General features: G+C 69.3%; 24 protein-coding genes, 1 tRNA gene and 4 pseudogenes. 18 read left to right on the top strand and 11 right to left on the bottom strand.

Annotated features, from left to right (window positions below; genetic code table 11):
- Window positions 1-92 precede the first annotated feature (92 nt).
- Both RF650_RS10725 and RF650_RS10720 read left to right on the top strand, forming a co-directional pair.
- Window positions 93-956: a metal-dependent hydrolase gene (locus RF650_RS10725; RefSeq protein WP_085106523.1), complete on the top strand. Its 864-nt coding sequence runs from the start codon at window positions 93-95 to the stop codon at window positions 954-956.
- Window positions 957-1,075: 119 nt separating this feature from the next.
- Window positions 1,076-1,159 (top strand) — tRNA-Leu (locus RF650_RS10720).
- Between the two features lie 179 nt (window positions 1,160-1,338).
- Here RF650_RS10720 and RF650_RS10715 read toward each other — a convergent pair.
- The 3 genes from RF650_RS10715 to RF650_RS10705 all read right to left on the bottom strand — a co-directional run bounded on the left by RF650_RS10715 (window position 1,339) and on the right by RF650_RS10705 (window position 4,268).
- A complete protein-coding gene (locus RF650_RS10715) occupies window positions 1,339-1,551 on the bottom strand; it encodes a DUF2087 domain-containing protein (RefSeq protein ID WP_035964901.1) in 213 nt (70 codons plus the stop codon).
- A 168-nt stretch (window positions 1,552-1,719) separates the two neighbouring features.
- On the bottom strand, window positions 1,720-3,192 hold the full coding sequence (locus RF650_RS10710) for a hypothetical protein (RefSeq protein ID WP_368814896.1): 1,473 nt from the start codon (window positions 3,190-3,192) through the stop codon (window positions 1,720-1,722).
- 236 nt (window positions 3,193-3,428) lie between these two features.
- Window positions 3,429-4,268: an arylamine N-acetyltransferase gene (locus tag RF650_RS10705; RefSeq protein ID WP_368814895.1), complete on the bottom strand. Its 840-nt coding sequence runs from the start codon at window positions 4,266-4,268 to the stop codon at window positions 3,429-3,431.
- A gap of 129 nt (window positions 4,269-4,397) precedes the next feature.
- Here RF650_RS10705 and RF650_RS10700 point away from each other — a divergent pair, with 129 nt between their 5' ends.
- A complete protein-coding gene (locus RF650_RS10700) occupies window positions 4,398-5,141 on the top strand; it encodes a hypothetical protein (RefSeq protein WP_368814894.1) in 744 nt (247 codons plus the stop codon).
- A gap of 88 nt (window positions 5,142-5,229) precedes the next feature.
- The gene (locus RF650_RS10695) at window positions 5,230-6,369 is read left to right on the top strand and encodes a trans-acting enoyl reductase family protein (RefSeq protein ID WP_131333560.1); all 1,140 of its coding nucleotides are present in this window, start codon (window positions 5,230-5,232) and stop codon (window positions 6,367-6,369) included.
- Here the strand turns inward: RF650_RS10695 and RF650_RS10690 are convergent.
- Both RF650_RS10690 and RF650_RS10685 read right to left on the bottom strand, forming a co-directional pair.
- A complete protein-coding gene (locus tag RF650_RS10690) occupies window positions 6,347-7,477 on the bottom strand; it encodes a DUF808 domain-containing protein (protein WP_368814893.1) in 1,131 nt (376 codons plus the stop codon). The genes RF650_RS10695 and RF650_RS10690 overlap by 23 nt on opposite strands.
- Before the next feature lie 129 nt (window positions 7,478-7,606).
- Complete coding sequence (locus RF650_RS10685; protein WP_064845586.1) at window positions 7,607-8,077, bottom strand: MarR family winged helix-turn-helix transcriptional regulator; 471 nt, start codon at window positions 8,075-8,077, stop codon at window positions 7,607-7,609.
- 319 nt (window positions 8,078-8,396) lie between these two features.
- On the opposite strand from RF650_RS10685, the gene RF650_RS10680 reads away from it, so the two are divergent.
- From RF650_RS10680 to RF650_RS10670, 3 genes are read left to right on the top strand one after another with little or no spacing between them, the layout of a single operon-like run.
- A complete protein-coding gene (locus RF650_RS10680) occupies window positions 8,397-8,909 on the top strand; it encodes a carboxymuconolactone decarboxylase family protein (protein WP_131333566.1) in 513 nt (170 codons plus the stop codon).
- Window positions 8,906-9,916 carry a pirin family protein gene (locus tag RF650_RS10675; RefSeq protein WP_368814892.1) on the top strand — a complete coding sequence of 337 codons (1,011 nt, stop codon included), beginning with the start codon at window positions 8,906-8,908 and terminating at the stop codon, window positions 9,914-9,916. Before RF650_RS10680 ends, RF650_RS10675 begins: the two co-directional genes overlap by 4 nt.
- 29 nt (window positions 9,917-9,945) lie before the next feature.
- Window positions 9,946-10,293, top strand: coding sequence for a GNAT family N-acetyltransferase (locus tag RF650_RS10670; RefSeq protein ID WP_368814891.1), 348 nt, complete (start codon window positions 9,946-9,948; stop codon window positions 10,291-10,293).
- A 33-nt stretch (window positions 10,294-10,326) separates the two neighbouring features.
- Here RF650_RS10670 and RF650_RS10665 read toward each other — a convergent pair whose 3' ends face one another.
- Window positions 10,327-10,932: a class I SAM-dependent methyltransferase gene (locus RF650_RS10665; protein WP_368814890.1), complete on the bottom strand. Its 606-nt coding sequence runs from the start codon at window positions 10,930-10,932 to the stop codon at window positions 10,327-10,329.
- Between the two features lie 120 nt (window positions 10,933-11,052).
- Between RF650_RS10665 and RF650_RS10660 the strand changes: the two genes are divergently transcribed.
- From RF650_RS10660 to ureG, 8 genes and pseudogenes are all read left to right on the top strand, one after another.
- Window positions 11,053-12,384 carry a DUF2254 domain-containing protein gene (locus tag RF650_RS10660; RefSeq protein ID WP_368814889.1) on the top strand — a complete coding sequence of 444 codons (1,332 nt, stop codon included), beginning with the start codon at window positions 11,053-11,055 and terminating at the stop codon, window positions 12,382-12,384.
- A gap of 46 nt (window positions 12,385-12,430) precedes the next feature.
- Window positions 12,431-12,727 carry a hypothetical protein gene (locus RF650_RS10655; RefSeq protein WP_368814888.1) on the top strand — a complete coding sequence of 99 codons (297 nt, stop codon included), beginning with the start codon at window positions 12,431-12,433 and terminating at the stop codon, window positions 12,725-12,727.
- A gap of 330 nt (window positions 12,728-13,057) precedes the next feature.
- Window positions 13,058-13,369, top strand: coding sequence for an urease subunit gamma (locus tag RF650_RS10650; protein WP_131333572.1), 312 nt, complete (start codon window positions 13,058-13,060; stop codon window positions 13,367-13,369).
- Between the two features lie 12 nt (window positions 13,370-13,381).
- Window positions 13,382-13,570, top strand: a pseudogene (locus RF650_RS10645) (urease subunit beta); the annotation flags it as partial.
- A pseudogene (locus RF650_RS10640) lies at window positions 13,567-15,091 on the top strand (urease subunit alpha). The pseudogenes RF650_RS10645 and RF650_RS10640, both read left to right, overlap by 4 nt.
- Before the next feature lie 146 nt (window positions 15,092-15,237).
- Window positions 15,238-15,723: an urease accessory protein UreE gene (gene ureE, locus RF650_RS10635; protein ID WP_144998489.1), complete on the top strand. Its 486-nt coding sequence runs from the start codon at window positions 15,238-15,240 to the stop codon at window positions 15,721-15,723.
- Window positions 15,724-15,821: 98 nt separating this feature from the next.
- A pseudogene (locus RF650_RS10630) lies at window positions 15,822-16,544 on the top strand (urease accessory protein UreF).
- A 34-nt stretch (window positions 16,545-16,578) separates the two neighbouring features.
- The gene (gene ureG, locus RF650_RS10625) at window positions 16,579-17,190 is read left to right on the top strand and encodes an urease accessory protein UreG (protein ID WP_131333577.1); all 612 of its coding nucleotides are present in this window, start codon (window positions 16,579-16,581) and stop codon (window positions 17,188-17,190) included.
- A gap of 108 nt (window positions 17,191-17,298) precedes the next feature.
- Here the strand turns inward: ureG and RF650_RS10620 are convergent, their stop codons facing one another.
- Together RF650_RS10620 and RF650_RS10615 are read right to left on the bottom strand one after the other, a co-directional pair.
- Window positions 17,299-17,877 (bottom strand): urea transporter, encoded by a 579-nt coding sequence (locus RF650_RS10620; protein WP_242670497.1) that lies wholly within the window; start codon window positions 17,875-17,877, stop codon window positions 17,299-17,301.
- Between the two features lie 59 nt (window positions 17,878-17,936).
- A pseudogene (locus tag RF650_RS10615) lies at window positions 17,937-18,314 on the bottom strand (urea transporter); the annotation flags it as partial.
- A gap of 149 nt (window positions 18,315-18,463) precedes the next feature.
- On the opposite strand from RF650_RS10615, the gene RF650_RS10610 reads away from it, so the two are divergent.
- Window positions 18,464-19,213 carry a sulfite exporter TauE/SafE family protein gene (locus RF650_RS10610; RefSeq protein WP_064845599.1) on the top strand — a complete coding sequence of 250 codons (750 nt, stop codon included), beginning with the start codon at window positions 18,464-18,466 and terminating at the stop codon, window positions 19,211-19,213.
- A gap of 79 nt (window positions 19,214-19,292) precedes the next feature.
- On the opposite strand, the gene RF650_RS10605 is transcribed toward RF650_RS10610, so the two are convergent.
- The 3 genes from RF650_RS10605 to RF650_RS10595 all read right to left on the bottom strand — a co-directional run bounded on the left by RF650_RS10605 (window position 19,293) and on the right by RF650_RS10595 (window position 21,872).
- Window positions 19,293-20,516, bottom strand: coding sequence for an MFS transporter (locus tag RF650_RS10605; RefSeq protein WP_368814887.1), 1,224 nt, complete (start codon window positions 20,514-20,516; stop codon window positions 19,293-19,295).
- Window positions 20,513-21,124: a GntR family transcriptional regulator gene (locus RF650_RS10600; RefSeq protein WP_368814886.1), complete on the bottom strand. Its 612-nt coding sequence runs from the start codon at window positions 21,122-21,124 to the stop codon at window positions 20,513-20,515. The genes RF650_RS10605 and RF650_RS10600 overlap by 4 nt, the downstream gene beginning before the upstream one ends.
- Window positions 21,125-21,251: 127 nt before the next feature.
- A complete protein-coding gene (locus tag RF650_RS10595) occupies window positions 21,252-21,872 on the bottom strand; it encodes a rhomboid-like protein (protein WP_368814885.1) in 621 nt (206 codons plus the stop codon).
- An 18-nt stretch (window positions 21,873-21,890) separates the two neighbouring features.
- Here RF650_RS10595 and RF650_RS10590 point away from each other — a divergent pair, with 18 nt between their 5' ends.
- The gene (locus RF650_RS10590) at window positions 21,891-22,229 is read left to right on the top strand and encodes a hypothetical protein (RefSeq protein WP_368814884.1); all 339 of its coding nucleotides are present in this window, start codon (window positions 21,891-21,893) and stop codon (window positions 22,227-22,229) included.
- A 106-nt stretch (window positions 22,230-22,335) separates the two neighbouring features.
- Window positions 22,336-23,565 (top strand): D-mannonate dehydratase ManD, encoded by a 1,230-nt coding sequence (gene manD, locus RF650_RS10585; RefSeq protein ID WP_098053633.1) that lies wholly within the window; start codon window positions 22,336-22,338, stop codon window positions 23,563-23,565.
- Window positions 23,566-23,567: the final 2 nt, after the last annotated feature.

Raw genomic sequence — 23,567 nt, 5'->3', positions numbered from 1 at the left:
GCCGCTTATGCAGGTCGGAACCGGTTCCTACCCTGGGGTCTGCTTCTTCCCCGAGGTCTTGAGAGGACCACCACCATGCCCAGGTTCCCCCGATGATGGGCCCCAGCCATGCCGCGTGCGGTGCAGCCGCGTGGGTGGCGCTGACCGGTACCTACACCGTGCACCTCGCCGACGTCTCCGTGCCGGTGGGTCTGGGGGTGATGCCCGTGGGCGACCCCGGCGTCATCACCGGCGCGCTGATCTGCGCCGGCGCGGCCCTGCTCCCGGATCTCGACCACCCCGGGGGCACGGTCGCCCGCTCCCTCCCGCCACTGTCCACGTGGGTGGCCCGGGCGGTCGGCAAACTCTCCGGGGGCCACCGCAGGGCCACACACTCGCTCGTGGGGCTGCTCCTGATCATCGTCCTCGCGCTGTTGTCCCAGCGCGCGTCCGTCCCCGTGGGGGACGCCCTGCGCTGGAACTCCTTCTCCTGGCCCGGGACGGAAGGTCAGGCGGGAGAGATCCCGGACGCCGCGGCGTCGTTACCAGGACAGGTGTGGCCCCTGGCGGCGGTGCTGTCCGTGCTGCTCATCGCGTGCGCGGTGAAGGTCCTGGCGTTCGTCCCGGACCGGCTCTCCCACGCGAACTGGATCGTGGGCATCCTGCTGGGGGCGTTCGTCGCGGCGAATCCCCCGCAGAACCCGCGCTGGTTCGTGGTGGCCGTGGGTCTCGGGTGCGCCGTGCACATGCTGGGGGACCTGCTCACGACCCAGGGGATCCACCTGTTGTGGCCCCTGCGCACGTCCCTGCCGCTGCCCACCACGTTCTACAAAGGCCGCTCGTTCGTGCGCTTCCCCGTGCTCGGCAACGCGGGCTCCGCCCGGGAGATCGCCCTGCTGGTCCCGGTGACGCTCTACGCGCTCGCCGGACTGTTCTGCGCCGGCGTCACGTGGGCGGGACTCACGGTGAGCATCTGAGGCGCCACAGCGCCGTCGCCCCTACCGAGAGTTCGACGACGCCGCGATTCGCCAAACGTCGCACGCGTCAGGTATTCTTTTCGACGTTGCTCACCGGCGAATGCCGCGTGGAACAACGAGCGCGAGTGGCGGAATAGGCAGACGCGCACGGTTCAGGTCCGTGTGCCCGAGAGGGCGTGGGGGTTCAACTCCCCCCTCGCGCACCGCAAGAAGTCCCGTTCGACCGGAAGGTCGGGCGGGACTTCGTCATTCGCGGGGCCGGTCCAAGGCAACCGTTATCCGGCGCTCCCCACCGGACGGCTCCGTAGAACCGAAGCCGACGGAGACCGCGGGAACCCTCCGTATCGATGGTGCGGCCGGCCCCTCGCGCCGCGGCCCCCGCTCAATCCTCGGTCAGTTCGTACCGGGTCCCGTCCGGAGCGCGCCTGAGCACTCCCATGTCCACGGCGTGCCGGCGGAAGAACGCGGCGTCGAGCACGAACATCCGCAGCCGCTCGTTGAGCGCGGACTCCGCGACGGCTTCCCCGGGGCGCACGACCCGCCGGGCCACCGCGGCCACGACGTCGTCGACCCAGCGCACGGGCAGGCCCGGCACGCTGCGGATCAGATCCGCGCGCTGGCCGAGAAACTGCAGGCACCGGTCGTGTCCCTGCGCGGGGACCGGGGCATCACGCCCTCGTCCGGACCATGGACGCAACACCCCGGGTGGCACGCCCCGGATGCACGGTGGTTGCCGTGCGTCCGGGGCACCGGTTGGGTACCGCTACCCCCGACTCACCGTGACCTTGCCGGTGGAGCGGTGCCACGTGGCCACCACACCGCGGGAAAAGCGCTGGGCCATACCGCCGGAGACGGCGTACTCGTCGGTCGCGGGGTACCCCCACGCGTGTTCGTGCCCGGCCTTCTGCCAGGCCGTACCGATCCCGCCGCTGAGCTTGATCACGCGGGTGCCCGTGGCCGGGGAGTACATGGCGCGGTAGCGGGCGTTGCCGTTGCGGAAGTCCTGGTAGGCGCCGCCGGGGATCTTGCGCTCCGCCATCACGGGATAGCCCCACCCGCGCTCCAGACCGGCAGCCTTGTAGGCGTTACCGATGCCGGTCCCCCACTTCACGGGGTGGGCGCCGGTCGCGGGGCTCCAGTAATACGTGTAGTTCTTCGTGAAGCCCTGGTAGACCCCGCCCGCGCGGCCCGTGGGCTTCTCCGCCGACGTCGGTTGCCCATATGTCCCCATCCCACCCGTGGCGACGTAGTCGGTCCGGATGGCCCCGCGCAGCCAGGACGTCTGAGGGGTGCCCCGTGTGGCGGTCTGGCCCGTCGTCGTCGGCGCGGGCGGCAGCGTGGCCAAACCCTGGGCGATCAGGCCCACGACGTCGTAGTCGTCGTGGTCGTAGCCCTGCAGGGTCTTGAGGGAGGCGCGGGTGAACCCGTCCGCCCGGAACCGCTTCATGCCCTGGGCTGCGGCGGCGGACGCGGACCACGTGGGCGGGTTGGTGCTGCCGGCCACGTCCTTGGTCCCCGCGTGCCACGTGATCGGGAGGGAGCGCACCGCGGCACTCGGCGCGGTCTGCATGCCGCTGGCACCGCCGCCGCCGATGATTGTCGCACCGCCGCCACGGATCCAGTTCTGCCGATCGGCCAGCAGCTCGTACGTGATGAACTCCGCGCCACCCGAGTAGCCGGCGAGCCACACGCGGGAGGTGTCCAGGTCGTAGGTCTTCACGAGGCTGTCCTTGAGCGCGCGAAAGTAGTCGCCGTTGCCGTCCGCGTCCTCCCACCACGTGATGCCGTTGGGCTTGAGCTTGTGGTCCGGGGAGATGGGGACCACCAGGATCATGTTCTTCTTGCGGGCCTGAGCGGCCAGTGCTGTGAGCGCGGTCCCTTGGGGGCTGTGCACCCAGGTCTCGCCGGGGTTGTCGTAGTCCCCGCCCAGGTAGAACAGCACACCCACGGCCTTCGAACGGTCGATGCCGTTCGTGTAGATGTGGTAGCTCGAGTTCTTGCCCGCGGCCTTGAAGGGTTTGTGATGGGCGGTCGCGGGAAGGGCGGGGGCCTGAGCCGCGTGCACGGGCGCCTCGGGAACCCGCGGCGCGGTCCGGACCGCGGGAACCGCGGGAGCGGTCACTGCGGGAGCGGCGTTCGCCGGGGCCAGGAATGACGGGGAGAGCGCCAACGGGGACAGCGCCGTGACCACGGCGAGGGCCGCCGCGGGCACCACGGAGGAACGGAAGAAACGCATGGGGGGCTGCTTTCTACATGGGGGGGGTATTCAGTTGTGGCCCGCTCGGTCAGCTCATTCCGGGCGCAGCGCTGGCCGACCATCGGGGGAAATGCTCAGCCAGGTGAAGATCATGCCATCGGCGTGATCGAATTTTGCGAACGCGAAGCCCGTGCCGCGTTAATTTTTGGTGTCCCGGCCGCTCGCAGCCGTCGCCCCCCACGACTGGCCGCCCGCGGCCGCCGATCCCGCCCCGATCAGCCCCTCATCCGGGTCACGACGTCGGTGAGCTGCGCGTCTTCTTCCTCGGTGATCCGCACGCCCAGATCCCGGACCTCGGTCACGATCTCCGGGGCCGTCAGTTCCCGTTGCCGGGTCGGCCGCCCAGGGGTGCGCACGGTGGTGCCGTGTTCGGTCACGGTCACGTGGCCCCGCGGGGTGTGCTTCATGACCATGAGGTGATGGCGGAATATGGACTCCGCACCGGTCGAGGTCTGCAGGTGGCCCATCCGCACGTCCGCGGGGTGGATGGTGGACTCGTCCAGCACGTGTTCCATGGCCCCGTCCCGCTCGAACGACCACACGGGCCAGCCCTCGTCCGTGACCCGCCCGATCGAGAAGGTGCGGTCCCCCTCCACGCGGCGAGCGCCGTCGTGCAACGGGATGGGACCCGTGATGCTGAAACCGAAGCCGGGATCACACAGGTAGCGTGTGCCGGCGAGGTCCACGAGCACGGTCATGTGGGTGCGGGGGCTGTCGAACGAACGCACGCGGCCCAGAGCGCGGCGCACGGTGAAGCCCAGCGTTTCCAGAACGGCCGCGAACAACTGCGAGTGCTCGAAGCAGTACCCGCCGCGGCGGCGTCGGACGAGTTGGTCCTGCACGGTCGCCAATTCCACCCCGGGATGCCGTCCGAGCAGCACCTCCACGTTGCTGAACGGGAACGTGAAAACATGGGCGCGGTGCAGCCGTTCGAGCAGGCCCAGGTCCCGCGGGGCGGCGGCGAGCTGCGCGGCGTCGACGTCCAATGCCGCGAGGTAGCCGGGGACGTCCACGTCCTCGATCCGCCACGGGGACGCGGGGCGTTCGTTCATCATGACCTCCGGGGGCACGGGAGCGGGCCGGTACGCGGGGCACGGCAGGGTTGACCCGGCATCATGGTGACACACGACCGCGCCCCGACAAGGACCCGTCATGCATCCGCACACCACGTCCCCGTCCCCCTCATGAGCCACGCTCCGGGACGCGCCGCCGGCTGGATGTTGGGTCTGCTCGTGGTGCTCGCCCTCGTGGTGGGTGCCGTGTGGGTTGGTTCGGGACCGCTGCGTTCGATCGTGTCGAGTGCCCCTCCCGCACTGGGCAGGGCGGAATGCACGGTGACCACGCAGGACGGGGACGTCCCTCTGACCCGCGAGGAGGCCAAAGCCGCGACCACCGCCGTCGTGCGCGGTGCGGACGCCTCCGCGGTACCCGGCGTGGAGCCGACTGTCATGGAGCGTCTCACGCACGGCCCGCCCGACGACGCCGGGCCCAGCCTGCGCTGCCGCGGGCACAGCAGCGAGGGACTCGAGGCGCAGGAGATCACCCCCTCCGGGCTGACGCCCCGGGCCGAAGCGGTCCGGGACGCGATGATCGAGGTCTTCGGCCCCCTGAGCCTCGGCGGTTACGCCCCGGGCGGTGTGGGCCACGGACATGGCGAGAATTCCACGCACTACGACGGGCGCGCCGTCGACGTGTTCTTCCGCCCCGTGACGGAGGAGAACCGCCGGCAGGGGTGGCAGCTCGCGCACTGGCTCGTGGCCCACGCCGAGGACCTGGACGTCCAGTACGTGATCTTCGACGACATGGTCTGGGGTTCGCGCTCCCCCGCCGGGCGCTGGCACCCCTACGACGCGCCGCCGCCCGCGAACGAGATCCTGCGCCACCGGGACCACGTGCACGTGGACGTGGTGCGCGGGGAGCCCGCGTAGTCGTCGCACACTCCGGCCCGATCCCGTAACGTGACGAACCAGCCCGCACGGCACCCGTTGCGGTCCGTCCCAGCGCAGGAGGACACCCATGAACGCTCACGTGGTGGTTTTCGGAGCCACCGGATACACCGGCCGCCTGGTGGTCGAGTCCCTCGTGGAACGGGGAGTCCGCCCCGTCCTCGCCGGGCGCCGCGAACGGCCCCTGAACCAGCTGGCCTGCACGCTGGGCGGCCTGGACGTGCGGACCGCGGACCTGGCCGAGCCCGATTCCGTCCGCGCGCTGGTCTCCGAGGGGGACGTCCTGGTCACCACCGTGGGTCCCTTCGAGCGACTCGGGGACGTGGCCGCGAACGCCGCCGCGTCGCAGGGTGCCCACTACCTGGACTCGACGGGTGAGGTGGGCTTCGTGCGTCGGCTCCAGAAGCGCTATCCCGCCGCCGCGTCCGACGACGCCGCTGCGCCGGGTGATGCGCCCCGCGGCACCATGCTGCCCGCATTCGGTTACGACTACGTGCCCGGGATCCTCGCGGGATCCCTGGCTCTGGAACGCGCCGGGGACCGCGCCGAGACTCTGCGGGTGGGCTACTTCGCCCCCGGGGCGGGCCCTACCGGGTTGAGCGGCGGGACCATGACCACCATGCTCGAGGAGCTGAGCAAACCGTTCCTGGTGTGGCGTGGTCACCGGTGGCAGAAGCCGGGGCGGATACCGCGGCAACACACGTTCACGGTAGACGGGGCGAAGCGCAATGCGGTGATGGTCCCCGGGAGCGAGATCGTGTTCCTGCCGGAGGCGTTCCCGGAGGTTGCGAACATCGAGGTGTTCAACGGGTGGTTCTCCGCGCCGGGGCCAGTCATGAAGGCTGCGCTACCCGTGATGGCCGTGGCCGGTTCCTCGTCCCTGGCCCGCAAGGCGCTCGGCAAGGGCATCACCGCCCTGACCGGGTCCGAGGGCGGGCCGAGCGCGAGTGAGCGGGCGAAGTCGTCCTCCCTGGCCACCGCAGTGGTCACCGACTCCCGGGGCGAGACCGTGTCCGAGGTCCGTGTGGCGGGTCCCAACGTCTACACGCTCACGGGTCACCTCTTGGCGGCCGGGGCGGAGCACGTGCTCAAGGACCGTTCACGGGCGCGCGGGGTGGTGGGCCCGCTGCAAGCCTTCGGCATGGAAGGCCTCGTGGAGCTGTGCGCTTCGGCGGGGTTGCGGGAGGTCAGCTCCGGGGCGACTCGCTGACCGCGGTCGAGCCGCCTTCCACATGAGGATCTGCCGATGACGACGCCCCGGTCGCCGAGACCCCGGACGACGGTGCTCCGCGCACCGCGGCGACGTTCCCCCGGTGGGTAGACACGGCGTCGTCGGCATCCGAGGACTCACGGCCGGCGGCATCGGAGGAGTGAACGTCGTCGTCGCCGTGCTTCTTCCCGAAGGGCAGCACGTGGACGATGCCCACGATGATGGAACCCCACACGATGCCCAGCACCAGGGCGCAGAACGTCTCCACGAGCCACGCGAGCGCGGGGCCCACCCCGGCCACGTGGTGCACGGACTCACCCAGGTGGTGGACCCAGTCGTACACGGGGGTGAACCCGAGGTCGGCCATGCCCATCAGGATGATGTGCCCGCCCACCCACAGCATGGCGAAGACACCCACGATCGAGATCACGGACAGCACCGTGGGCATGGCCTTGACCAGGCCCCGCCCGAACTTCTGGGCGCCCTCGGAGTCCTTCTGGGCCAGGGCCAGGCCGATGTCGTCCATCTTCACGATCAGGGCCACGACGCCGTAGACGAGCACCGTGATGACGATCGCCACCACGATCAGGATGAGCGTGCGGGACAGGAACGGCTCGTGGGAGACCTCGTTGAGCGCGATCACCATGATCTCCGCGCTGAGGATCAGGTCCGTGCGGATCGCCCCGGAGGTGATCTTCTTCTCCGCCTCCGGACCGCGGTCCGCGGCGGGTTCGTCGGGGGCGTGCTCCTGGTGGGACAGGTGCTCGATCACCTTTTCCGCGCCCTCGAAGCACAGATACGTGCCGCCCAGCATCAGCAGCGGCGTGAGCAACCACGGCGCGAACTGGCTCAGGATCAAGGCCACCGGCAGGATGATCAGCAGCTTGTTGCGCAGGGAGCCGATCGTGATCTTCTTGATGATCGGTAGTTCCCGCTTGGGGTTAACACCCTGCACGAATCGCGGGGCCACCGCGGTGTCGTCGACGACGACGCCCGCGGCCTTGGCGCTCGCGCGCCCCGCCGCCCCGGCAATGTCGTCCACACTCGCGGCGGTCAGCTTGGCGAGTGCCGCGATGTCATCCAGCAGCGCAGCCAGTCCAGCGGCCATCAGGCTCCCTCAATCCATGTGCTCAGCCATCTTGATTAAGGACAAGCGTAAAGGGTGCCGCGGCCGGCGCGAACCACGAGCGGCATCGGCCCCTGTCCGAGGTGGTTCGCGCCTCGGTCGCCGAGACCGCTACGCGCGGTCGATTCCACTGCGGTGCAGATCGGCCATCGCCTGTGCGACCACGACGGCGCGTTCGGGGCCCAGGACGTCCACGAACGTGGCCGTCATCGTCTCGGCCACGAGATCACGGACCTTCCCTGCCGTGGTGCGGCCTTCGGCGGTGAGCTCGAGGTAGACGACGCGCCGGTCCTCGGGACACGGGGCACGCCGGACCAGGCCGCGCTTGGTGAGCCGGTCCGCGACCTTGGTGAAACCGCCGGTGCTGAAGGCCACCTGACGGGCCAATTCGGCCATGGGCATGCGCTGGTGCGGGGTGCGCGTCAGCCGCAGCAACGCCTCGGCCTCCGCGGCGTTCAACGCATGGGCCGCGGCCACCTCTCGGTGCAGGTTCTTGTTGGTGCTCTGGAACCCCTCGATCACCTGGCCCCACAGGGTCACGGGGTCCACCGCCTGGGCAGCGGTGTCGGTGTGCGCGGTCATGATCTCCCCTTTCGAGCCCTTCGAGCCCTTCGAGCCCTTAGAACTCGTTGAGCTGAGGGATGATTTTACCTCGCCACGGAAACATTTGTCCAAGAATCTTCTTGCCCAGCCATCCCCAGCCCCGTACCCTGTCCCGACCCCTTGAGCGGACCCCGACCGCAAGTTAGTCTTGCGAGGAAGATATTTCTGTTCAAATGAGTTCATCCCCCCCCCCCCCCGGACCGCCCCGTCGCATCCCGGACCCACGCCGGGAGGCCGCGACAGCAGCGTCGTCGTCTCCGGCGAACGCAGCCGGCGCACGAAACCACGAGGAGCCGCCATGACCGAGCAGGACCGCTTCTTCCTGGACAAGTCCGACCCCTCCAGCTGGCGGGCGGTCAACGCCTTCTCCCGCAAGGTCGGGGCCGCGGCCGAGGACGCGGGCATCCCCGCCTCGGTCGTGGAACTGGTCAACGTGCGGGTGTCCCAGCTCAACGGGTGCGCGTTCTGCCTGGACCTGCACGTCCGCAAGGCCGAGGCTGCCGGGGTGACCGCGCAGCAACTCGCCGTGCTCCCCGCATGGCGTGACACCGTTCTTTTCAATGCCGTAGAACGGGCCGCCCTGATCATCGCCGAAACGGCCACCCTGCTGCCCGACGAGAACACGCGGCACGCCGAGCAGGCCGCGGCCCGGGAAGCACTGAACGACGAGCAGTACTCCGCTCTGCAGTGGACCGCGATCGCGATCAATGCCTTCAACCGGATCTCCATCCTGTCCGGACACCCCGTCCGTCCCCGTAAGACTGCGTCCGCGCCGGCCGGTGCGACCACGAGCAGCGGAGGTGCACGATGACCAACCTGGAACGCAACCCGCAAGAGGTCCTGTGCACCGAGGCGATCGGCGCCGGGGCGGCCCTGCTGACCCCGCGGGACGTGCCCCTGGGTGGCCCGCGGGCGATGACCGTGCGCCGCACCCTCCCCCAGCGCCATCGCAGTCTCATCGGCGCGTGGTGTTTCCTGGACCACTACGGCCCCGATCCCGTGGCGGACACCGGGGGCATGTCCGTGGCGCGCCACCCGCACACCGGCCTGGCCACGGTGAGCTGGCTGTTCACCGGCGGCATCTCCCACCTGGACTCCGCCGGGTACAGCGCGGACGTGCGCCCCGGGGAGGTCAACCTCATGATCGCCGGGCGCGGGATCTCCCACCAGGAGTTCTCCACCCCGGACACCACCACCCTGCACGGCGTGCAGCTGTGGTACGCCCTGCCGGACGACACCCGTCACATGGCACCGACCTTCGAGCACTACACGCCAGAGCCCGTGAAGAACCACGGTGCCGAGCTGCGGATATTCATCGGTGAGCTGGCCGGATCCACGTCCCCGGTGAACACCTACACACCCCCGCTGGTGGCCGCCGAAATCCTCATGGAGCCGGGAACGGAACTGGAACTGAACCTGGACCCGTCCTTCGAGCACGGGGTCCTGGTGGACACCGGGGACCTGAGCCTGAACTCGGCGCCGATCCCGGAGGACCACCTGGCCTACCTCCCCACGGGGCGGGACAGCGTGGTCCTAACCGCCGGCGAGAAGCCCGTGCGGGCCATGCTCCTGGGCGGGGAGCCCCTGGGGGAGCAGATCGTGATGTGGTGGAACTTCGTGGGCCGCACCCACGAGGAGGTCGTGGCCTACCGTGAGCAGTGGCAGGCCGAGATCGACGCCGAACCGGCCCCCACCCCAGAGTCCGGAACTTACTCGGACGGGACCCCGTACCCGCGCTTCGGCCCCTTTCCCGACGATCAGCCCGCGCCAATGCCGGCCCCGACTTTGCCCACCGTCACTTTGCGACCCCGCGGCTGAGCCCGCCCGATCCCACCCAGGAGAGTCCCGTGGAAACCGAATCCGACATCACCGTCCGCCACAACGCCGACGGGCACCGCTACGAACTCCTCGACGGTGACGCGGTCATCGGCGAGGCGCGCTACCTGCCGTTCGACGGCGCCGACGAGCCGCAGCGGATCTTCTACCACACGACCGTCGACGACGCTTACAGCGGTCAGGGTCTCGCATCCACGCTCTCGAGGGTGGCCTTGGACGGCACCATCGCCGACGGGAAGACCATCGTCCCGGTGTGCCCCTACATCAAGTCCTGGCTCGGCAAGCACGACGACTACCAACCCCACGCCACTGCGGTCCGCCCGACGCACTTGCAGGCGTTGTCGGGGATGAATCGGTAACTTCTATCGGCGCCTCAGCACAGCCGCTTCCACTCACCCGACCGCGGGTCCCAACACGGTCACGAGGAACTCACTGTCCGGGGACCAGGGGCGTACGTCCCACCCCGCCAGGGTGAGTTGCGGTGTGAGACCCTCCGCAGCGGCGTCGGCGAAGAACTCCTCGGCGGAGTAGCCGCGCCCCGCGTCGAAACCGACCACCGCGCGGCCGTCCTGACCCAGGTGACTGCGGAAACCGCGCAGCACGTCCCGCCGGGTGTTTTCCGCTAGGAACGTGACCACGTTGCCCGCGCACACGATGGCGTCGAAGGCGTCCCCGAGGTCCATGTCGGCCAGTACGGCGAGATCGGCCACGCGATACTCAGGGCCCGGGTAGTCCTGCCGGGCGGCATCGATCAACTCGGGATCCACGTCCACCCCGACCACCCGATGCCCGGCCGCGTGCAGGTACCCGGACAGCCGCCCCGCTCCGCACCCGGCATCCAGGATGCGAGCGCCGCGGGGAACCATGGCGTCGACGAGCCGGGCCTCCCCCACTATGTCCTCCCCGCGCGCGGCCATGGTGCGGAACCGTTCGATGTACCACTGGGAATGCCCGGGGTTCCGAGCCACCTGGGCAAGCCACTTGTTCTGTTCCGTCATGGGGCCAGGCTATCGAGGTGCCGCCCCCTTGCCCACGCTCCGCGTGCCCGCCTCCGTGAACGGTCTGGGTAGGCTGACGATCGGCAGGCTCGTCGGCGAACAATGCTCGGAGGACAGACAGTGACTGGACGTGGAGGCGTCTCGTGGCGGCTGCGCCTCGCGGCGCTGCGGTACCGATTCGAGGAGAGCCTGTTCCTCTATCCCGCCATCATCATGCTGGGCGGGATCGTGTTGGCAATCATCGCGACGTCCGTCGATCATGCCCTGGGGTACGACACCCACGTGCCGTTCACGCTGGAGATGAGCAGCAACGCGGCCACGTGGTTGCTGGCCACCGTGGCCGGGGCGATGATCACCACCGTGGGCGTGGTGTTCTCCCTGACCGTGGTCAGCCTGCAGTTGGCCAGCAGCCAGTTCTCACCTCGGGTCATGCGGTCCTTCATCCGGGACCGGCTGAGTCAGCGCGTGATCGGCCTGCTCGTGGCCACCTTCTTCTACTGCGTGCTGGCGCTGCCCAGTGTCAGCGGGGAGACCACGGCCCCTGCGCCGAAGGTGTCGCTGACGCTCGCCGTGGTGCTGACGCTGATCACCATGATCGGCATCATCGTGCATCTGGATCACCTGGCCCACGGGCTCCAGGTGGGCAACGTGGCCCGGGTCATCGCGGACGAGGGAGAGAAGGTGGCCGCCGCACTCGACGAAGTGCCCTCCGGGATGCGTGAGGTCGACCCCGGGGACTTCCACGATGCCCCCGATGACGCCGCGGTCATTCCCGCCACGCGCAGCGGATGGATCAGCCAGGTGGACATCCGCCAGCTCCTCGCGGCCGCCTCCCCCGACACGACCGTGCGCATGGACACCCGCGTGGGTGCTTACATCCACGCCGGTGAACCCCTGTTGACGGTGTGGCCCCGCCCCTCGGCCGCCAGCAGGAAGGGTCTCGCCGAGTCGATCGGCGTGTCCGACATGCGCACCACGCTCCAGGACGTCGACTTCTCCATCCGGCAGCTCGTAGACATCGGGCTGCGTGCCCTGAGTCCGGCCGTGAATGACCCCACGACCGCCGTGGAGGTCATCCTGCGGCTGGGGAGTCTGATGCGGACGTTGCTCATCACTCCACTTCCGCCCCCGGCGTTGCAGGACGGATCCCGCCGGGTGCTCGTCCAGCCCTGGAACCTCTCCCATGAGGAATACATCGCCCACGCCTTCGATCAGCTCCGGCAGACGTGCCTCGACCAGCCGGACGTGGCCGCCACCATGTTGCGGGGGCTGCGGATGCTGATCACCCACCTGCGAGACCAGGGGCACCCCGATCTGGTTCCGGCACTGCAGCGACAGATGCAACTGCTGCTCGACGGGCTCGAAGCGCAGAAGGACATGCACCCCGAGGATCTACGCCACCTCCGCTCCCTGTCCTCCGACCACACGGATCCCGCCGACCACAGTCGATGACCCGCCCCCGCCGGGTTACGCACAGAAACCCGAGAACGGGCACTTCGTGACCCTCGATGTGTCCGCTGAGACCGGACCGAGGGAACAGTTCCAAGAGGCCTTCTACGGCACTGATTACATGTTCAATCCGCACGAATGGAAATTCATCACTCCGGCCGGGACCACGGCGAACTCGGTGGCATCAGCCGCGTCCTACATGTGCTTGCCCGATGCAGAGCGGCTCCCGGAGATGGGGCCCGCCGAGCGTGCGACCGGCAAGATCGTGTTGGACGTGCCCGCGAAAACGGGAACCCTGGTCTATGCGCCCGGTTTCGTGGACCAGGCCTGGGAGTGGAAGCTGTAGGCTCCATCCTTCGTGGTGCCCGCGCGTAGCGAACGCGCCGCGACCACTGCACGACGACGCCGCCCGGGCTCCGCACACGAAGCCCGGGCGTCGTCGTACCCGCGGAGCGCACCCAACGCGGCGTCGGGCACTGCGCGACGTCGTCGACCGGACCCGGCGACCTTTGCCACTCGGGCACCTCCGAGCACAGGCCCGGACGGCTCCCGGGCAACTCCTAAGAACACGACGGAGCACTACGGGGTGTATTTCCACACGTCAGGCGTAGCATGCCGATTGTTAGGTAGTCTTCTTTCCCTGCCGGACGTCCTTCTGACCATCCTTGAGGCCGCAATGCACTTGATCCCTCGCGAGCAGGAGAAACTGCAGATCGTCGTCGCCGCGGACCTCGCACGCAGACGCCAGGCCCGGGGCCTGAAGCTCAATTACCCGGAGGCCGTGGCGATCATCAGCTACGAACTGATCGAGGGCGCCCGGGACGGCCGCACGGTGGCGGACCTCTTGAGTTGGGGGACCACCATCCTCGGCCGGGACGACGTCATGGAGGGTGTGCCCGAGATGATCTCGGACGTCCAGGTGGAGGCCACCTTCCCGGACGGCACCAACACCGGCGACCGCCCGGTGCAGGTGGGCTCCCACTTCTAATTCGCGGAGGCCAACCCGGCGCTGCGCTTCGATCGCGACGCCGCCCGCGGCTTCCACCTCGACATCCCCGCCGGCACGGCCGTGCGCTTCGAACCGGGGGACAAGAAGACCGTCCGCCTGGTGGCGATGGCCGGTGACCGTGCCGTGTTCGGATTCCGCAACGCCGTTAACGGCCCTCTGGACAGTGAGGAACGCTCATGAGCTTCGAGATGTCCCGGCGGCAGTACGCCGCTCTGTACGGCCCCACCACGGGGGACGCCGTCCGGCTCGCGGACACGGACCTGTTCCTGGAGGTGGAGAAGGACCTCACGAGCCACGGTGACGAGACCGTATTCGGCGGCGGCAAGGTCATCCGCGACGGGATGGGTCAGGACGGCAACACCGTCCGCGACGGCGCCCCGGGTGACCTGGCCGTGGCAGACACCGTGATCACCAACGTGATCGTCCTGGACCACACGGGCATCTACAAGGCGGACGTGGGGCTGCGGGACGGACGGATCCTGGCCATCGGCAAGGCCGGCAACCCCAACATCATGGACGGCGTGGACGTGGTGATCGGTCCCGCGACCGAGGCCGTGGCCGGTGAGGGCCGCATCCTCACCGCCGGGGGCCTGGACACCCACATCCACTTCATCAGCCCCGACCAGTTCGCTACCGCCCTGAACTCGGGGATCACCACCATGATCGGTGGCGGTACCGGACCCGCGGAGGGCACGAAGGCCACGACCATCACGCCCGGGTCCTGGAACCTCGCGAACATGCTGCGCGCCGTCGAGAACTTTCCCATGAACGTGGGCCTGCTGGGCAAGGGGCACGCGAGTGCGGTGGAACCGCTGGCCGAGCAGATCAAAGCCGGGGCCATTGGGCTCAAGGTGCACGAGGACTGGGGCGCCACGCCCGCGGCGATCGACAACTCCTTGAAGGTGGCCGACCATTACGACGTGCAGGTGGCCATCCACACGGACACCCTCAACGAGGCCGGGTTCGTGGAGGACACGATCAAGGCCATCGACGGGCGGGTCTTCCACACGCCCGGAGACGATCGCTGCGGAGGACGTGCTGCAGGACATGGGCATCTTTTCCATCACGAGCTCTAACTCCCAGGCCATGGGCCGCGTGGGGGAAGTGATCCTGCGGACGTGGCAGGTCGCGGACAAGATGAAGAAGCAGCGCGGCAAGCTGGACGGGGACACCGAGCGCGGCGACAACTTCCGGCTCAAGCGCTACATCTCCAAGTACACGATCAACCCCGCGCTCGCCCACGGTGTGGGTGACTACGTGGGCAGTGTGGAGGCCGGGAAGTTCGCGGACCTGGTGCTGTGGGAACCTGCGTTCTTCGGCGTCAAACCGTTCATGGTGTTCAAGGGCGGGCAGGTGGTCTCCTCCCTCATGGGTGATTCCAACGGGTCCATCCCCACGCCCCAGCCCATGACCATGCGCGGTTCGTTCGGCGGGTTGGGTTCCGCGGTGCACTCCTCCTCCATCACGTTCATGTCCCAGGCGGCCGTGGACGCGGGCGTCCCGGAGCAGCTCGGTCTGCGGAAGACCGTCAAGGCGGTCCACGGCATCCGGTCCCTGCGCAAGTCCGACCCCGCGTTCAACGGCGAGACCCCCGAGCTGGACGTGGACCCCGAAACCTACGAGGTGCGCGTGGACGGCGAGAAGGTCACGTGCGAGCCCGTGGACGTGCTCCCCATGGCCCAGCGGTACTTCCTGTTCTGAGCCCACGCGGCCGCCGGCAATCCGCGGACGACGGCGCTCGGCGGGCACCCGGCGCCGCCAACCAGTCGTTACGGGCCCGTCGTTGCCGCCCCGGCACCGGCACCCCGACCAACCATTCCCGACACGTTCCCGACAAGGAGGATCTCGTGATCGTCGACCGCGTCCTGGGCAACCTGGCCGATCTGTCCCCCTCCGAACGGCAGGGGCTGCACGTGGAGAAGGTGGTGCTGCCAAGTTCCGAACTCGTGAAGCGGATCCAGCGCGTGACCACGGATCACGGCCGCACCCTGGGGTTGCGCCTGGACAGTCCGCGCGGCGCGGCCGGCGACCTCCAGGACGGGGACATCCTGCTCCGGGACGAGCGCGGCGTCGTCGTCGTGTCCGTCGAGGCCACGGACGTGCTCGTGATCGCCCCGCGCACCATCACCGAGATGGGCGTGACGGCGCACGGGCTGGGCAACCGGCACCTGCAGGCCCAGTTCTTCGACACGTCCTCCGAATACGGCGCAGAGGTCATGGTGGTGCAGTTCGACCACACGGTGACCCAGTACCTGGACGAGCACGGCGTGCCGTACGAGCGGCAGGAACGCGTGATGCCGGTCCCGTTCCGCCACGCGGAGCACACGCACTAGTGGCCGGGGACGCACAGGACTGGGCGGGTTCCCTGTTGCCGCTGCTGCAGATCTGCGATTCCGCGCTGCCCACGGGGGCGTTCGCGCACACGTTCGGCATGGAGACCTACCTGGAACGTGGCACCGTGTCGGACCAAGCGAGCTTCCAGGACTGGCTGGAACGTTTCCTCGACCACCAGCTCGTCTACGCGGACGGTCTGGCCGTGCGGCTCACCGCGGAGTTGTTCGCGGGGACGACGGCGAACGGAGCCTCGGCGGGTACGGCACCTTCCGCGCTGGCGGCCGCCGACGGCGCGGCGTCGCCCGCGGATCCCCCCGCAGCCCCGGCGGACGCGACACCCGACTCCGACTTCGACGCCGGCCTCGTCCGACTCGACGCCCTCATGTTCGCCCAGGCCCTACCGGCCCAGGTGCGACAAGCCGGGCTGACCATGGGACGCCGGCTGCTCGAGATCGGCACGCTGTCCCTACCCGGCCCGGGACTGGAACGCTACGCCCGCCTCGTGGCGGAGGGGACGTGCCGCGGCCACTAGGCGATCGTGTTCGCGCTGATCGGGGTGGACCACGGTGTGCCCCCGGCAGCGATCACGCAGGCCTTCCTGTTCTCCACCCTCACCTCGCTGACCCAGAACGCGGTGCGCGGGATCCCCATCGGGCAGAACGCGGGCCAGCGCACCCTGGGGGCACTGCGCCCCCGGGTCGCGGCCGCGTGGGAACGCATCTCCGCACTCGACATGTCCGATCTGGGCGTGGTCTCCCCGGGGTTGGAGATCGCCCAGATGCACCACGAAACCCAACGCGCGCGCATGTTCATGAGCTGAACCGCGCCACCGAACGTACGGAGGAATAAACCACATGACGGCAGTGAAGATCGGGATCGGCGGACCGGTGGGCGCGGGCAAGACCCAGTTGATCGAACGCCTCACCCGGGCGCTGAGCCAGGACATCTCCATGGCGGCGATCACCAACGACATCTACACGATCGAGGACGCCAAGATCCTCTCCCGCAACAGCGTGCTGCCCCTGGACAGGATCGTGGGACTCGAGACCGGCGGGTGCCCCCACACCGCGATCCGCGAGGACACCTCCATGAACCAGGCGGCGATCGACCGGTTGGAGCAGGAGCACCCGGACCTCGAGGTCGTGTTCGTGGAATCCGGCGGGGACAACCTCTCCGCCACGTTCAGCCCCGAGCTCGTGGACTTCCCGATCTACATCATCGACGTGGCCCAGGGCGAGAAGATCCCCCGCAAGGCCGGCCAGGGCATGATCAAGTCCGATCTGTTCATCATCAACAAGACGGACCTGGCGCCGCACGTGGGGGCGGACCTCACGGTCATGGAGGCCGATTCCCGCCAGTTCCGCGGGGACAAGGCGTTCTGCTTCACCAATCTGAAGACGGACGAGGGCCTCGAGCACGTGATCAAGTGGTTGCGCCACGACGTCCTCATGCAGGACCTCGCGTGAGCCCAGCCGCACCGGTGACCGACACGCACGCCTCCGCCGCGCCGACGGCCACGCGGGACTGTTGTTGATCGCGGGGCTGCTCGCGGTGTGGGGGATCTTCGCCCTGGTTCATCGCTCGTCGTGGCGGGCCTCCCCCGCCCTCCACTGACGGGAGCGTAGCGCCAGAACGGTCCACGTGACGAGTACGAAGGGCCACGTGTACGGCGCGACCCCCACGGCCGTGATGACCCACCACAGCGGCACGGTGAGCGCGGCGGCCAGGACGGGCACCCCGATCCGCAGGATGCGGGACCCCCGCGCGGGGAACGCGACACCGAGCGCCACGGTCACGAGCATCGCGCCGTAGCCCAGCAACCCGGATGCGGCGGGGCCCTGCCCGATCCCCACGAACCCGGCGAGCGTGCCCACCAGGGTCCCGGTCGCCGCCCACACACCGGCCCGCCACCCGGCGGCGAACATCCCCGCGAGCACCAACAACCCGCCTAGCACGGAACCGCCCAGGATTACCTGGTGCGCTCCCCGCACGGCCCCGGCGAGTACGTCGTGCACGGGGGAGCCCAGGGGCACCACGGCTCCCTGGGTCCGTTCGAACGGGACCGCAACGGCCACCGCAATGCTGTTGACCAGGCAGAACGGCCCCGTGAGCAGCGGAAGGGATTCGGGCCACGAGAACTTGGGGCGCCCCACACGATCAGCGCGCAGACCGCCGAACCCGCAAGGGTCCACAACGCCGCGGGGATCCCGGGCCCGCACGCGAGCACCGCGGCACACCCCGTCAGGGCACCGTTGAACCCGTGCAATCCCTGGTCTACCTCTGCGGGGATCACCCCGGCTCGGCTCCGGGCCAGGGCCCTCGCACCGACCCGTGAGCTCTCGGGATCGTGTCCCGGGATGCCACTCCGGGCCCGGGTCCCGCCCTCCCGGAGACGGTGCAGGCCCCGCGCGTCGTCCCACCCGGCGAGCGCCAGCGCACACCCTGCCTGGACCGCCGCCCCCGCGAGCGCGGCGAGCGCGAACCACGCGGACGCCACCGTCATGGCGGCGAGCGCGAACACCGCGGGGCCCCATCCGGCCTGCAGGAAGATCTGGCCTTGGGCCCGGACGATGCCGCGGAGGAAGTTCATGCCCCTATCCTCCTACCGTCATCCCCAGGTCGCGACCCATGTCCCGGGTGCAGCACCCATGACATGCGCCACGGATCCCACGCGGTGCCACCCGGCGGCGCACACACGGATACCCTCGAACCACTGACCCCGCTCACCGGAAGCCGCCCATGTTGATCCTCATCGCCGCCCTGCTCGCCGTGCTCGTGGGTACCGTCCTGCAACGGGTGTCCGGCACCGGGGTGGGCCTCGTGGTGGCACCGGTGCTGTCCCTGATCATGGGTCCCGGCCCGGGAGTCCTCGCGACGAACGCGGCCACCACGTGCTCCGGTTTCCTGATCACCCTGTCCGTGCGCCGATTCGTGGAATGGCGGCACGCGGCGGTGCTGGTCGCGTCCGCCGTGCCCGGGATCGTGGCCGGAGCGCTCGTGGTGCGCTGGGTGCCGAGCGCGTGGTTGCAGGTGGCCGTGGGTGCGGTGGTGCTCGCGGGCCTCGCGGTCACGCGCTTCTCCCCCGCGACCCCCGAGCTCTCCCGCCGCAAGGCCATGGTCCCGACCGGGGTGATCGGGGGATTCTTCAACTCCACCGCGGGTGTGGCGGCCCCCGCCATGGTGATCTACTCGCGCGTGACCCGCTGGGACCAACACCGGTTCGCGGCCACGATGCAGCCCGTATTCATGTCCATGGGGGCCTTGTCGGTGGTCTCCAAACTCGCGGCCGGGGTGCACTTCGCCCTGCCCGTCCCCGCGCTCGCGGCCGTGGGCGCGCTCGTGCTCACGGTCCTGGCCGGGATCGCGGTGGGGACCTGGCTGTCCCGCCACCTCACCAAGGCGACCGCGCAGAAACTGGCCATGGCGCTCGCGGCCGCGGGCGGCGTCGTCGTCCTGCTGCGCGGCGCGGCGACCCTGGTCCTCGGCTGAGCACGGCCGCCCCGCGACGACCCGGCATCACCCGCCGTACGGGCGCATTCGTCACGGGACGACGACGCCGCTGCCCCTGCTACCGCGCGGCCGCCGCCTCGAGCGCGTCCAGGTCGCGCACCTCGTGCCGCCGCCCGTAGGCCATGACGCCCAGGCACAGGGCCGCGATCACGGCACCGGAGGCGAACAGCCACGGGTAGGACGTGAACCGGGCGATCAGTGCGAGGACCATGGGCACGAAGAAGCCCATGTAGGTCAGGGAGTAGAAGACCGCGGTGAGTCCCGCGAGGTCGTCCGGGCGGGCGATGCGTTGGACCTCCTGCAACCCAGAGACCAGCACGAGCCCGTAGCCGCAACCCAGGACCCCGGAAGCCGCGAGGACCACCAGGATGTTCAGGGTCGAGGCGGCGGCCACCGCGGTGAGCATGCCCAGGATCACCGCGACCATGCCCACGGCGAGCGAACGGATGGAACCGTCCCGGTCCAGATGACGGCCCAGGGGCTGGATGAAGAACCCGCAGCCCAGGCCCACCAGGCACATGAGCCCCGAGAACGCGATGCCGTAGTCCGGGCCCACGACGTCCGCCATGAGCGCCGGGAGGATCGCGTACGAGGACGCCGCACATCCGAACACCCAGGGCGCGGACGGCGCCACCACGAACCAGAACCGGTGCTGACGCGTGGCCGGGATCTTCAGATCGGACAGGAGGGAGCCGTGCGGTGCGCTTGCGTGGCGGGTCTCGGGTGCTCCCACGACCAGCAGGACCGCGGGCAGACAGATCAAGAGGTTGATCACGTACGGCAACACGGTTTGCAGCGGGGCGAACTGGGCGAGCGTCGCTGCGATCACGGCACCCAGGGCGAAACCGGCCGTGAGCGACAGGGACGCCCTGCGAGCGCCCGAGACCCGCTCCGGGTGCTCCTCGTACGGCCGGTCGGAGAGCTCCTTGATCCACGAGGTCCCCACGGCCATGCCCAGTCCCAGGGCCAGCCCGGAGAAGACCCGGCCCACGAAAAGCAGCACCAGACTCCCGGCCCCCATGGCCAACAGGATGCTGCCCACCATCGCGAGGATGGGCGCGGGGATCATCAGTGCCCGCCGCCCGTGCCGATCGGACAACGGCCCGCCGATCAACAGGGCCGGCACGATCCCCAGGACGTACGCGGCCAGGAGCATGTCCACGGCCACCTGTTCGTACCCCTCCACCGTGCGGTACATGACGAGCAACGGGGTGAACTCGTTACCACCCCACGCCACCGCCAACAGCGCCGAACTGACCCTCATCCAGGGTTTCACACTCATGACACGATCCCTTCGTACACGCGCTGCAAATGCTCCGCCAACAGGGCTTCCACCCGTTCCGTATCTTTTTCCCGAACGCCCGCCACGATCTCCGCGTGCTGCGCCAGGATCTCGTCAGACCGCTCCTGGGCCGTGCGCACCGCGGTGGCGATCAACCGGATCTGCCGGTCCCGCAACCCCTGGTAGAAACCGCTCAACAGACTGTTGCCCGCGGCCTCCACGAGAGCGGTGTGGAACGCGGCATCCAGCTCACCGAATCGCGGCGTGCCCGCAGCCTTTCGCTGCTGTTCCAGGAGGTCGGCGAGGGTGTCGGGCAGATCGGGATCCCCGATCGCCTCCTTCACGCTCGCGCATTCCACGACCCGCCGCGCAGCGAGCACCTCGCGGGACTCGTGCGGGCCCACCGGCACCACGAGCGCACCACGCTTGGGGTAGAGCCGCATGAGCCCCTCCACCTGGAGCCGCAGGAACGCCTCACGGACCGGAGTCCGGGAGACCCCCAGCTCCGTGGCGAAGACGCCCTCGGACAACATGTGCCCGTCCAGCTCCCCCGTGAGGATCCTGGCCTTGACGTGCCCGTACGCGCGCTCGGCCGCGTTGTACGCCATGGTGCTCCCTGTTCGACGTCGCTCCGGCCGGTTCCGTACCCGCTGGCACGGCCGCGTGCCCCGGGGTGTGGGGCGAGCGGCAACCCGCGGCGATCAGTCCGCGGGTTGCATAGATACAAGCTGCATACTAAGTGTCGCACGTCACGCGGGCAACCGGGACGAGTGGCTCCGCAGCGTCGTCGAACTCTGCTGCGCCGCCGCAATCCGTAGCGCGGTGGAACTCTGCCGATCCGAACCCACGGGACCGAGGCCCGTGCCGGATCAGTGCTCCATCTCGTACAGCCGCCGGGCCCGGACGCGCGCCTCGTGGTGCACGGCGGCGTCGGGATTCACGAGTCGGTAGCACGCGAAACCCAGCAGCACCGCGATCGCGTGCCCGATGGCCGTCCATCCGGAATCCAGGACCATTCCCCCCGGCCGCCGCGGCCACGAGCCCGGCGGCCCACAGGAGCCTGCGGCGCGCGGAACCGTGATAGGTGGCCAGCGCGGCGAACGCGAAGAACCCGTAGCTCGCGCCCACGTCGATCCGTTCCGGGATCAGGTCGGGATTCGGGAAGGCCTGGGCCTCCCACATCTGCAGTGCCGCGGTGGACACGGTGGCACCCACGTGCCCGATCACGAAGCCGGCGAACACGCGCCGCCACCCGGAGCGATGTTCCCTGGGCACCACGACCAGGGAGAACGCGACCCACCACACCGCGAGCTCGATGGGTGAGACGTACATGGCGCTGCGCAGCAGAACGGTCACCGGATTGATGCCCAGCTAATGCAGACTCGTGGACTGCTCCACGAGGAACTCTCCCTCGCCGAGCGCGCCCTGCCGCTCGTGGTCGTGGCGTTCGACCAGCACGCCCCGCAGCAGAGCCCGGACACCGTGAACGGCATGGCGGTCGCGGGCGGGTTGATCCCCGCGGTGATCTTCCTGATCGTCATGCTCATCATGGCCGGCTACCCGCTCACGGAGGCAAAGTTCAAGGACATCATCAAGTCCATCGAGGCCAACCGTTCGCTGCGCCACGAGCAGCTGCACCCCGGTGAGGTCCCGGCTCCCGCGGGGACCCGCACGACCGCCCCGGCCCCACGGCCCGGGATTCCCACCCCATGACCACCCAGGGCCCGTCCGTGCCGTCCGAGCGCGGCGACGGGTCCGGCCCGTCCACACGCTGATCCGCCATAATCGAGCGGGCCCACCGTTCCAGAGAGGAAACACCATGAAGATCACCGAAGCCAAGGTCATCGTCACCAGTCCCTCACGCAACTTCGTGACGCTCAAGCTCACGACCGACGAGGGTGTCACCGGGATCGGTGACGCGACCCTCAACGGCCGCGAACTGGCGGTGGCCACGTACCTGTCCGACCACGTGGCACCCCTGCTGATCGACCGCGACCCGGCAAACATCGAGGACACGTGGCAGTTCCTGTACCGCTCCGGCTACTGGCGCCGCGGCCCCGTGACCATGGCCGCGATCGCCGCGGTGGACATGGCCCTGTGGGACATCAAGGGCAAGGTGGCCGGCATGCCGGTGTACCAGCTGCTCGGTGGCGCCTCCCGCCGCGGGCTGTCCACGTACGGCCACGCCTCCGGGCGGGACACCGAGGAGATCTTCGACTCGATCCGCTCCGAGCAGGAGCACGGCTACACCGCGATCCGCGTGCAGTCCTCGGTCCCGGGGATCACCGCGCTGTACGGCGTGGCCGCCCAGCCGCAGGCCTCCGGCGAGCGCTCCGACTACCAGCCGGCACAGCGTGCCGCGCTGCCCGCGGAGGAAAACTGGGACACCCGCCCGTACCTGCGCCACATTCCGTCCGTCTTCGAGGCCGTGCGCAACGAGTTCGGCCCGGAGCTGCCCCTGTTGCACGACGGCCACCACCGCATGACTCCCATCCAGGCCGCCAAGCTCGGCAAGTCGCTCGAGCCCTACGACCTGTTCTGGCTCGAGGACTGCACCCCGGCGGAGAACCAGGAGGCCCTGCGGCTGGTGCGTCAGCACACCACGCAGCCGCTCGCCATCGGCAAGGTCTTCAACACGATCTGGGACATCAAGGACCTGATCTCCGAACAGCTGATCGACTACGTGCGCTGCGCGTCCACGCGCTTCGGCGGGATCTCCCCGCTGAAGAAGGTCATGGACTACGCCGCGATGTACCAGGTCAAGTCCGGCTTCCACGGCTCCACGGACGTCTCCCCCGTGGGCTTCGCGGCGCAGCTGCACGTGGGCATGGCCATCCACAACTTCGGCCTGCAGGAGTACATGCCTCACTCGGAGAAGACCAACCAGGTCTTCCGTCAGCACATGACGTTCGAGAACGGTCTGCTGCACCCCTCCGACACCCCGGGCCTGGGCGTGGAGATCGACGAGGATGAGGCGGAGAAGTACGAGTACACCACCGCGCACCTGCCCTACAACCGCCTCACCGACGGCACGGTGCACGACCGGTGAGC

The organism is Kocuria sp. CPCC 205297 (genome assembly GCF_040981035.1).
Classification (GTDB): Bacteria; Actinomycetota; Actinomycetes; order Actinomycetales; family Micrococcaceae; genus Kocuria; species Kocuria marina.
Note: the sequence above shows the minus strand (reverse complement) of the source record. Positions and strands in the feature narration are given on the sequence as shown.

Excerpts from the sequence above, each read along its gene's own strand:
- RF650_RS10590 (WP_368814884.1), top strand. The coding sequence starts at position 21,891 with ATGCAGACTCGTGGACTGCTCCACGAGGAACTCTCCCTCGCCGAGCGC.
- RF650_RS10725 (WP_085106523.1), top strand. The coding sequence starts at position 93 with ATGATGGGCCCCAGCCATGCCGCGTGCGGTGCAGCCGCGTGGGTGGCG.
- RF650_RS10710 (WP_368814896.1), bottom strand. The coding sequence starts at position 3,192 with ATGCGTTTCTTCCGTTCCTCCGTGGTGCCCGCGGCGGCCCTCGCCGTG.
- RF650_RS10605 (WP_368814887.1), bottom strand. The coding sequence starts at position 20,516 with ATGAGTGTGAAACCCTGGATGAGGGTCAGTTCGGCGCTGTTGGCGGTG.
- RF650_RS10690 (WP_368814893.1), bottom strand. The coding sequence starts at position 7,477 with ATGGCCGCTGGACTGGCTGCGCTGCTGGATGACATCGCGGCACTCGCC.
- RF650_RS10610 (WP_064845599.1), top strand. The coding sequence starts at position 18,464 with ATGTTGATCCTCATCGCCGCCCTGCTCGCCGTGCTCGTGGGTACCGTC.
- RF650_RS10665 (WP_368814890.1), bottom strand. The coding sequence starts at position 10,932 with ATGACGGAACAGAACAAGTGGCTTGCCCAGGTGGCTCGGAACCCCGGG.
- RF650_RS10675 (WP_368814892.1), top strand. The coding sequence starts at position 8,906 with ATGACCAACCTGGAACGCAACCCGCAAGAGGTCCTGTGCACCGAGGCG.
- RF650_RS10680 (WP_131333566.1), top strand. The coding sequence starts at position 8,397 with ATGACCGAGCAGGACCGCTTCTTCCTGGACAAGTCCGACCCCTCCAGC.
- RF650_RS10700 (WP_368814894.1), top strand. The coding sequence starts at position 4,398 with ATGAGCCACGCTCCGGGACGCGCCGCCGGCTGGATGTTGGGTCTGCTC.
- manD (WP_098053633.1), top strand. The coding sequence starts at position 22,336 with ATGAAGATCACCGAAGCCAAGGTCATCGTCACCAGTCCCTCACGCAAC.
- RF650_RS10695 (WP_131333560.1), top strand. The coding sequence starts at position 5,230 with ATGAACGCTCACGTGGTGGTTTTCGGAGCCACCGGATACACCGGCCGC.
- RF650_RS10650 (WP_131333572.1), top strand. The coding sequence starts at position 13,058 with ATGCACTTGATCCCTCGCGAGCAGGAGAAACTGCAGATCGTCGTCGCC.
- RF650_RS10685 (WP_064845586.1), bottom strand. The coding sequence starts at position 8,077 with ATGACCGCGCACACCGACACCGCTGCCCAGGCGGTGGACCCCGTGACC.
- RF650_RS10600 (WP_368814886.1), bottom strand. The coding sequence starts at position 21,124 with ATGGCGTACAACGCGGCCGAGCGCGCGTACGGGCACGTCAAGGCCAGG.
- RF650_RS10705 (WP_368814895.1), bottom strand. The coding sequence starts at position 4,268 with ATGATGAACGAACGCCCCGCGTCCCCGTGGCGGATCGAGGACGTGGAC.
- ureG (WP_131333577.1), top strand. The coding sequence starts at position 16,579 with ATGACGGCAGTGAAGATCGGGATCGGCGGACCGGTGGGCGCGGGCAAG.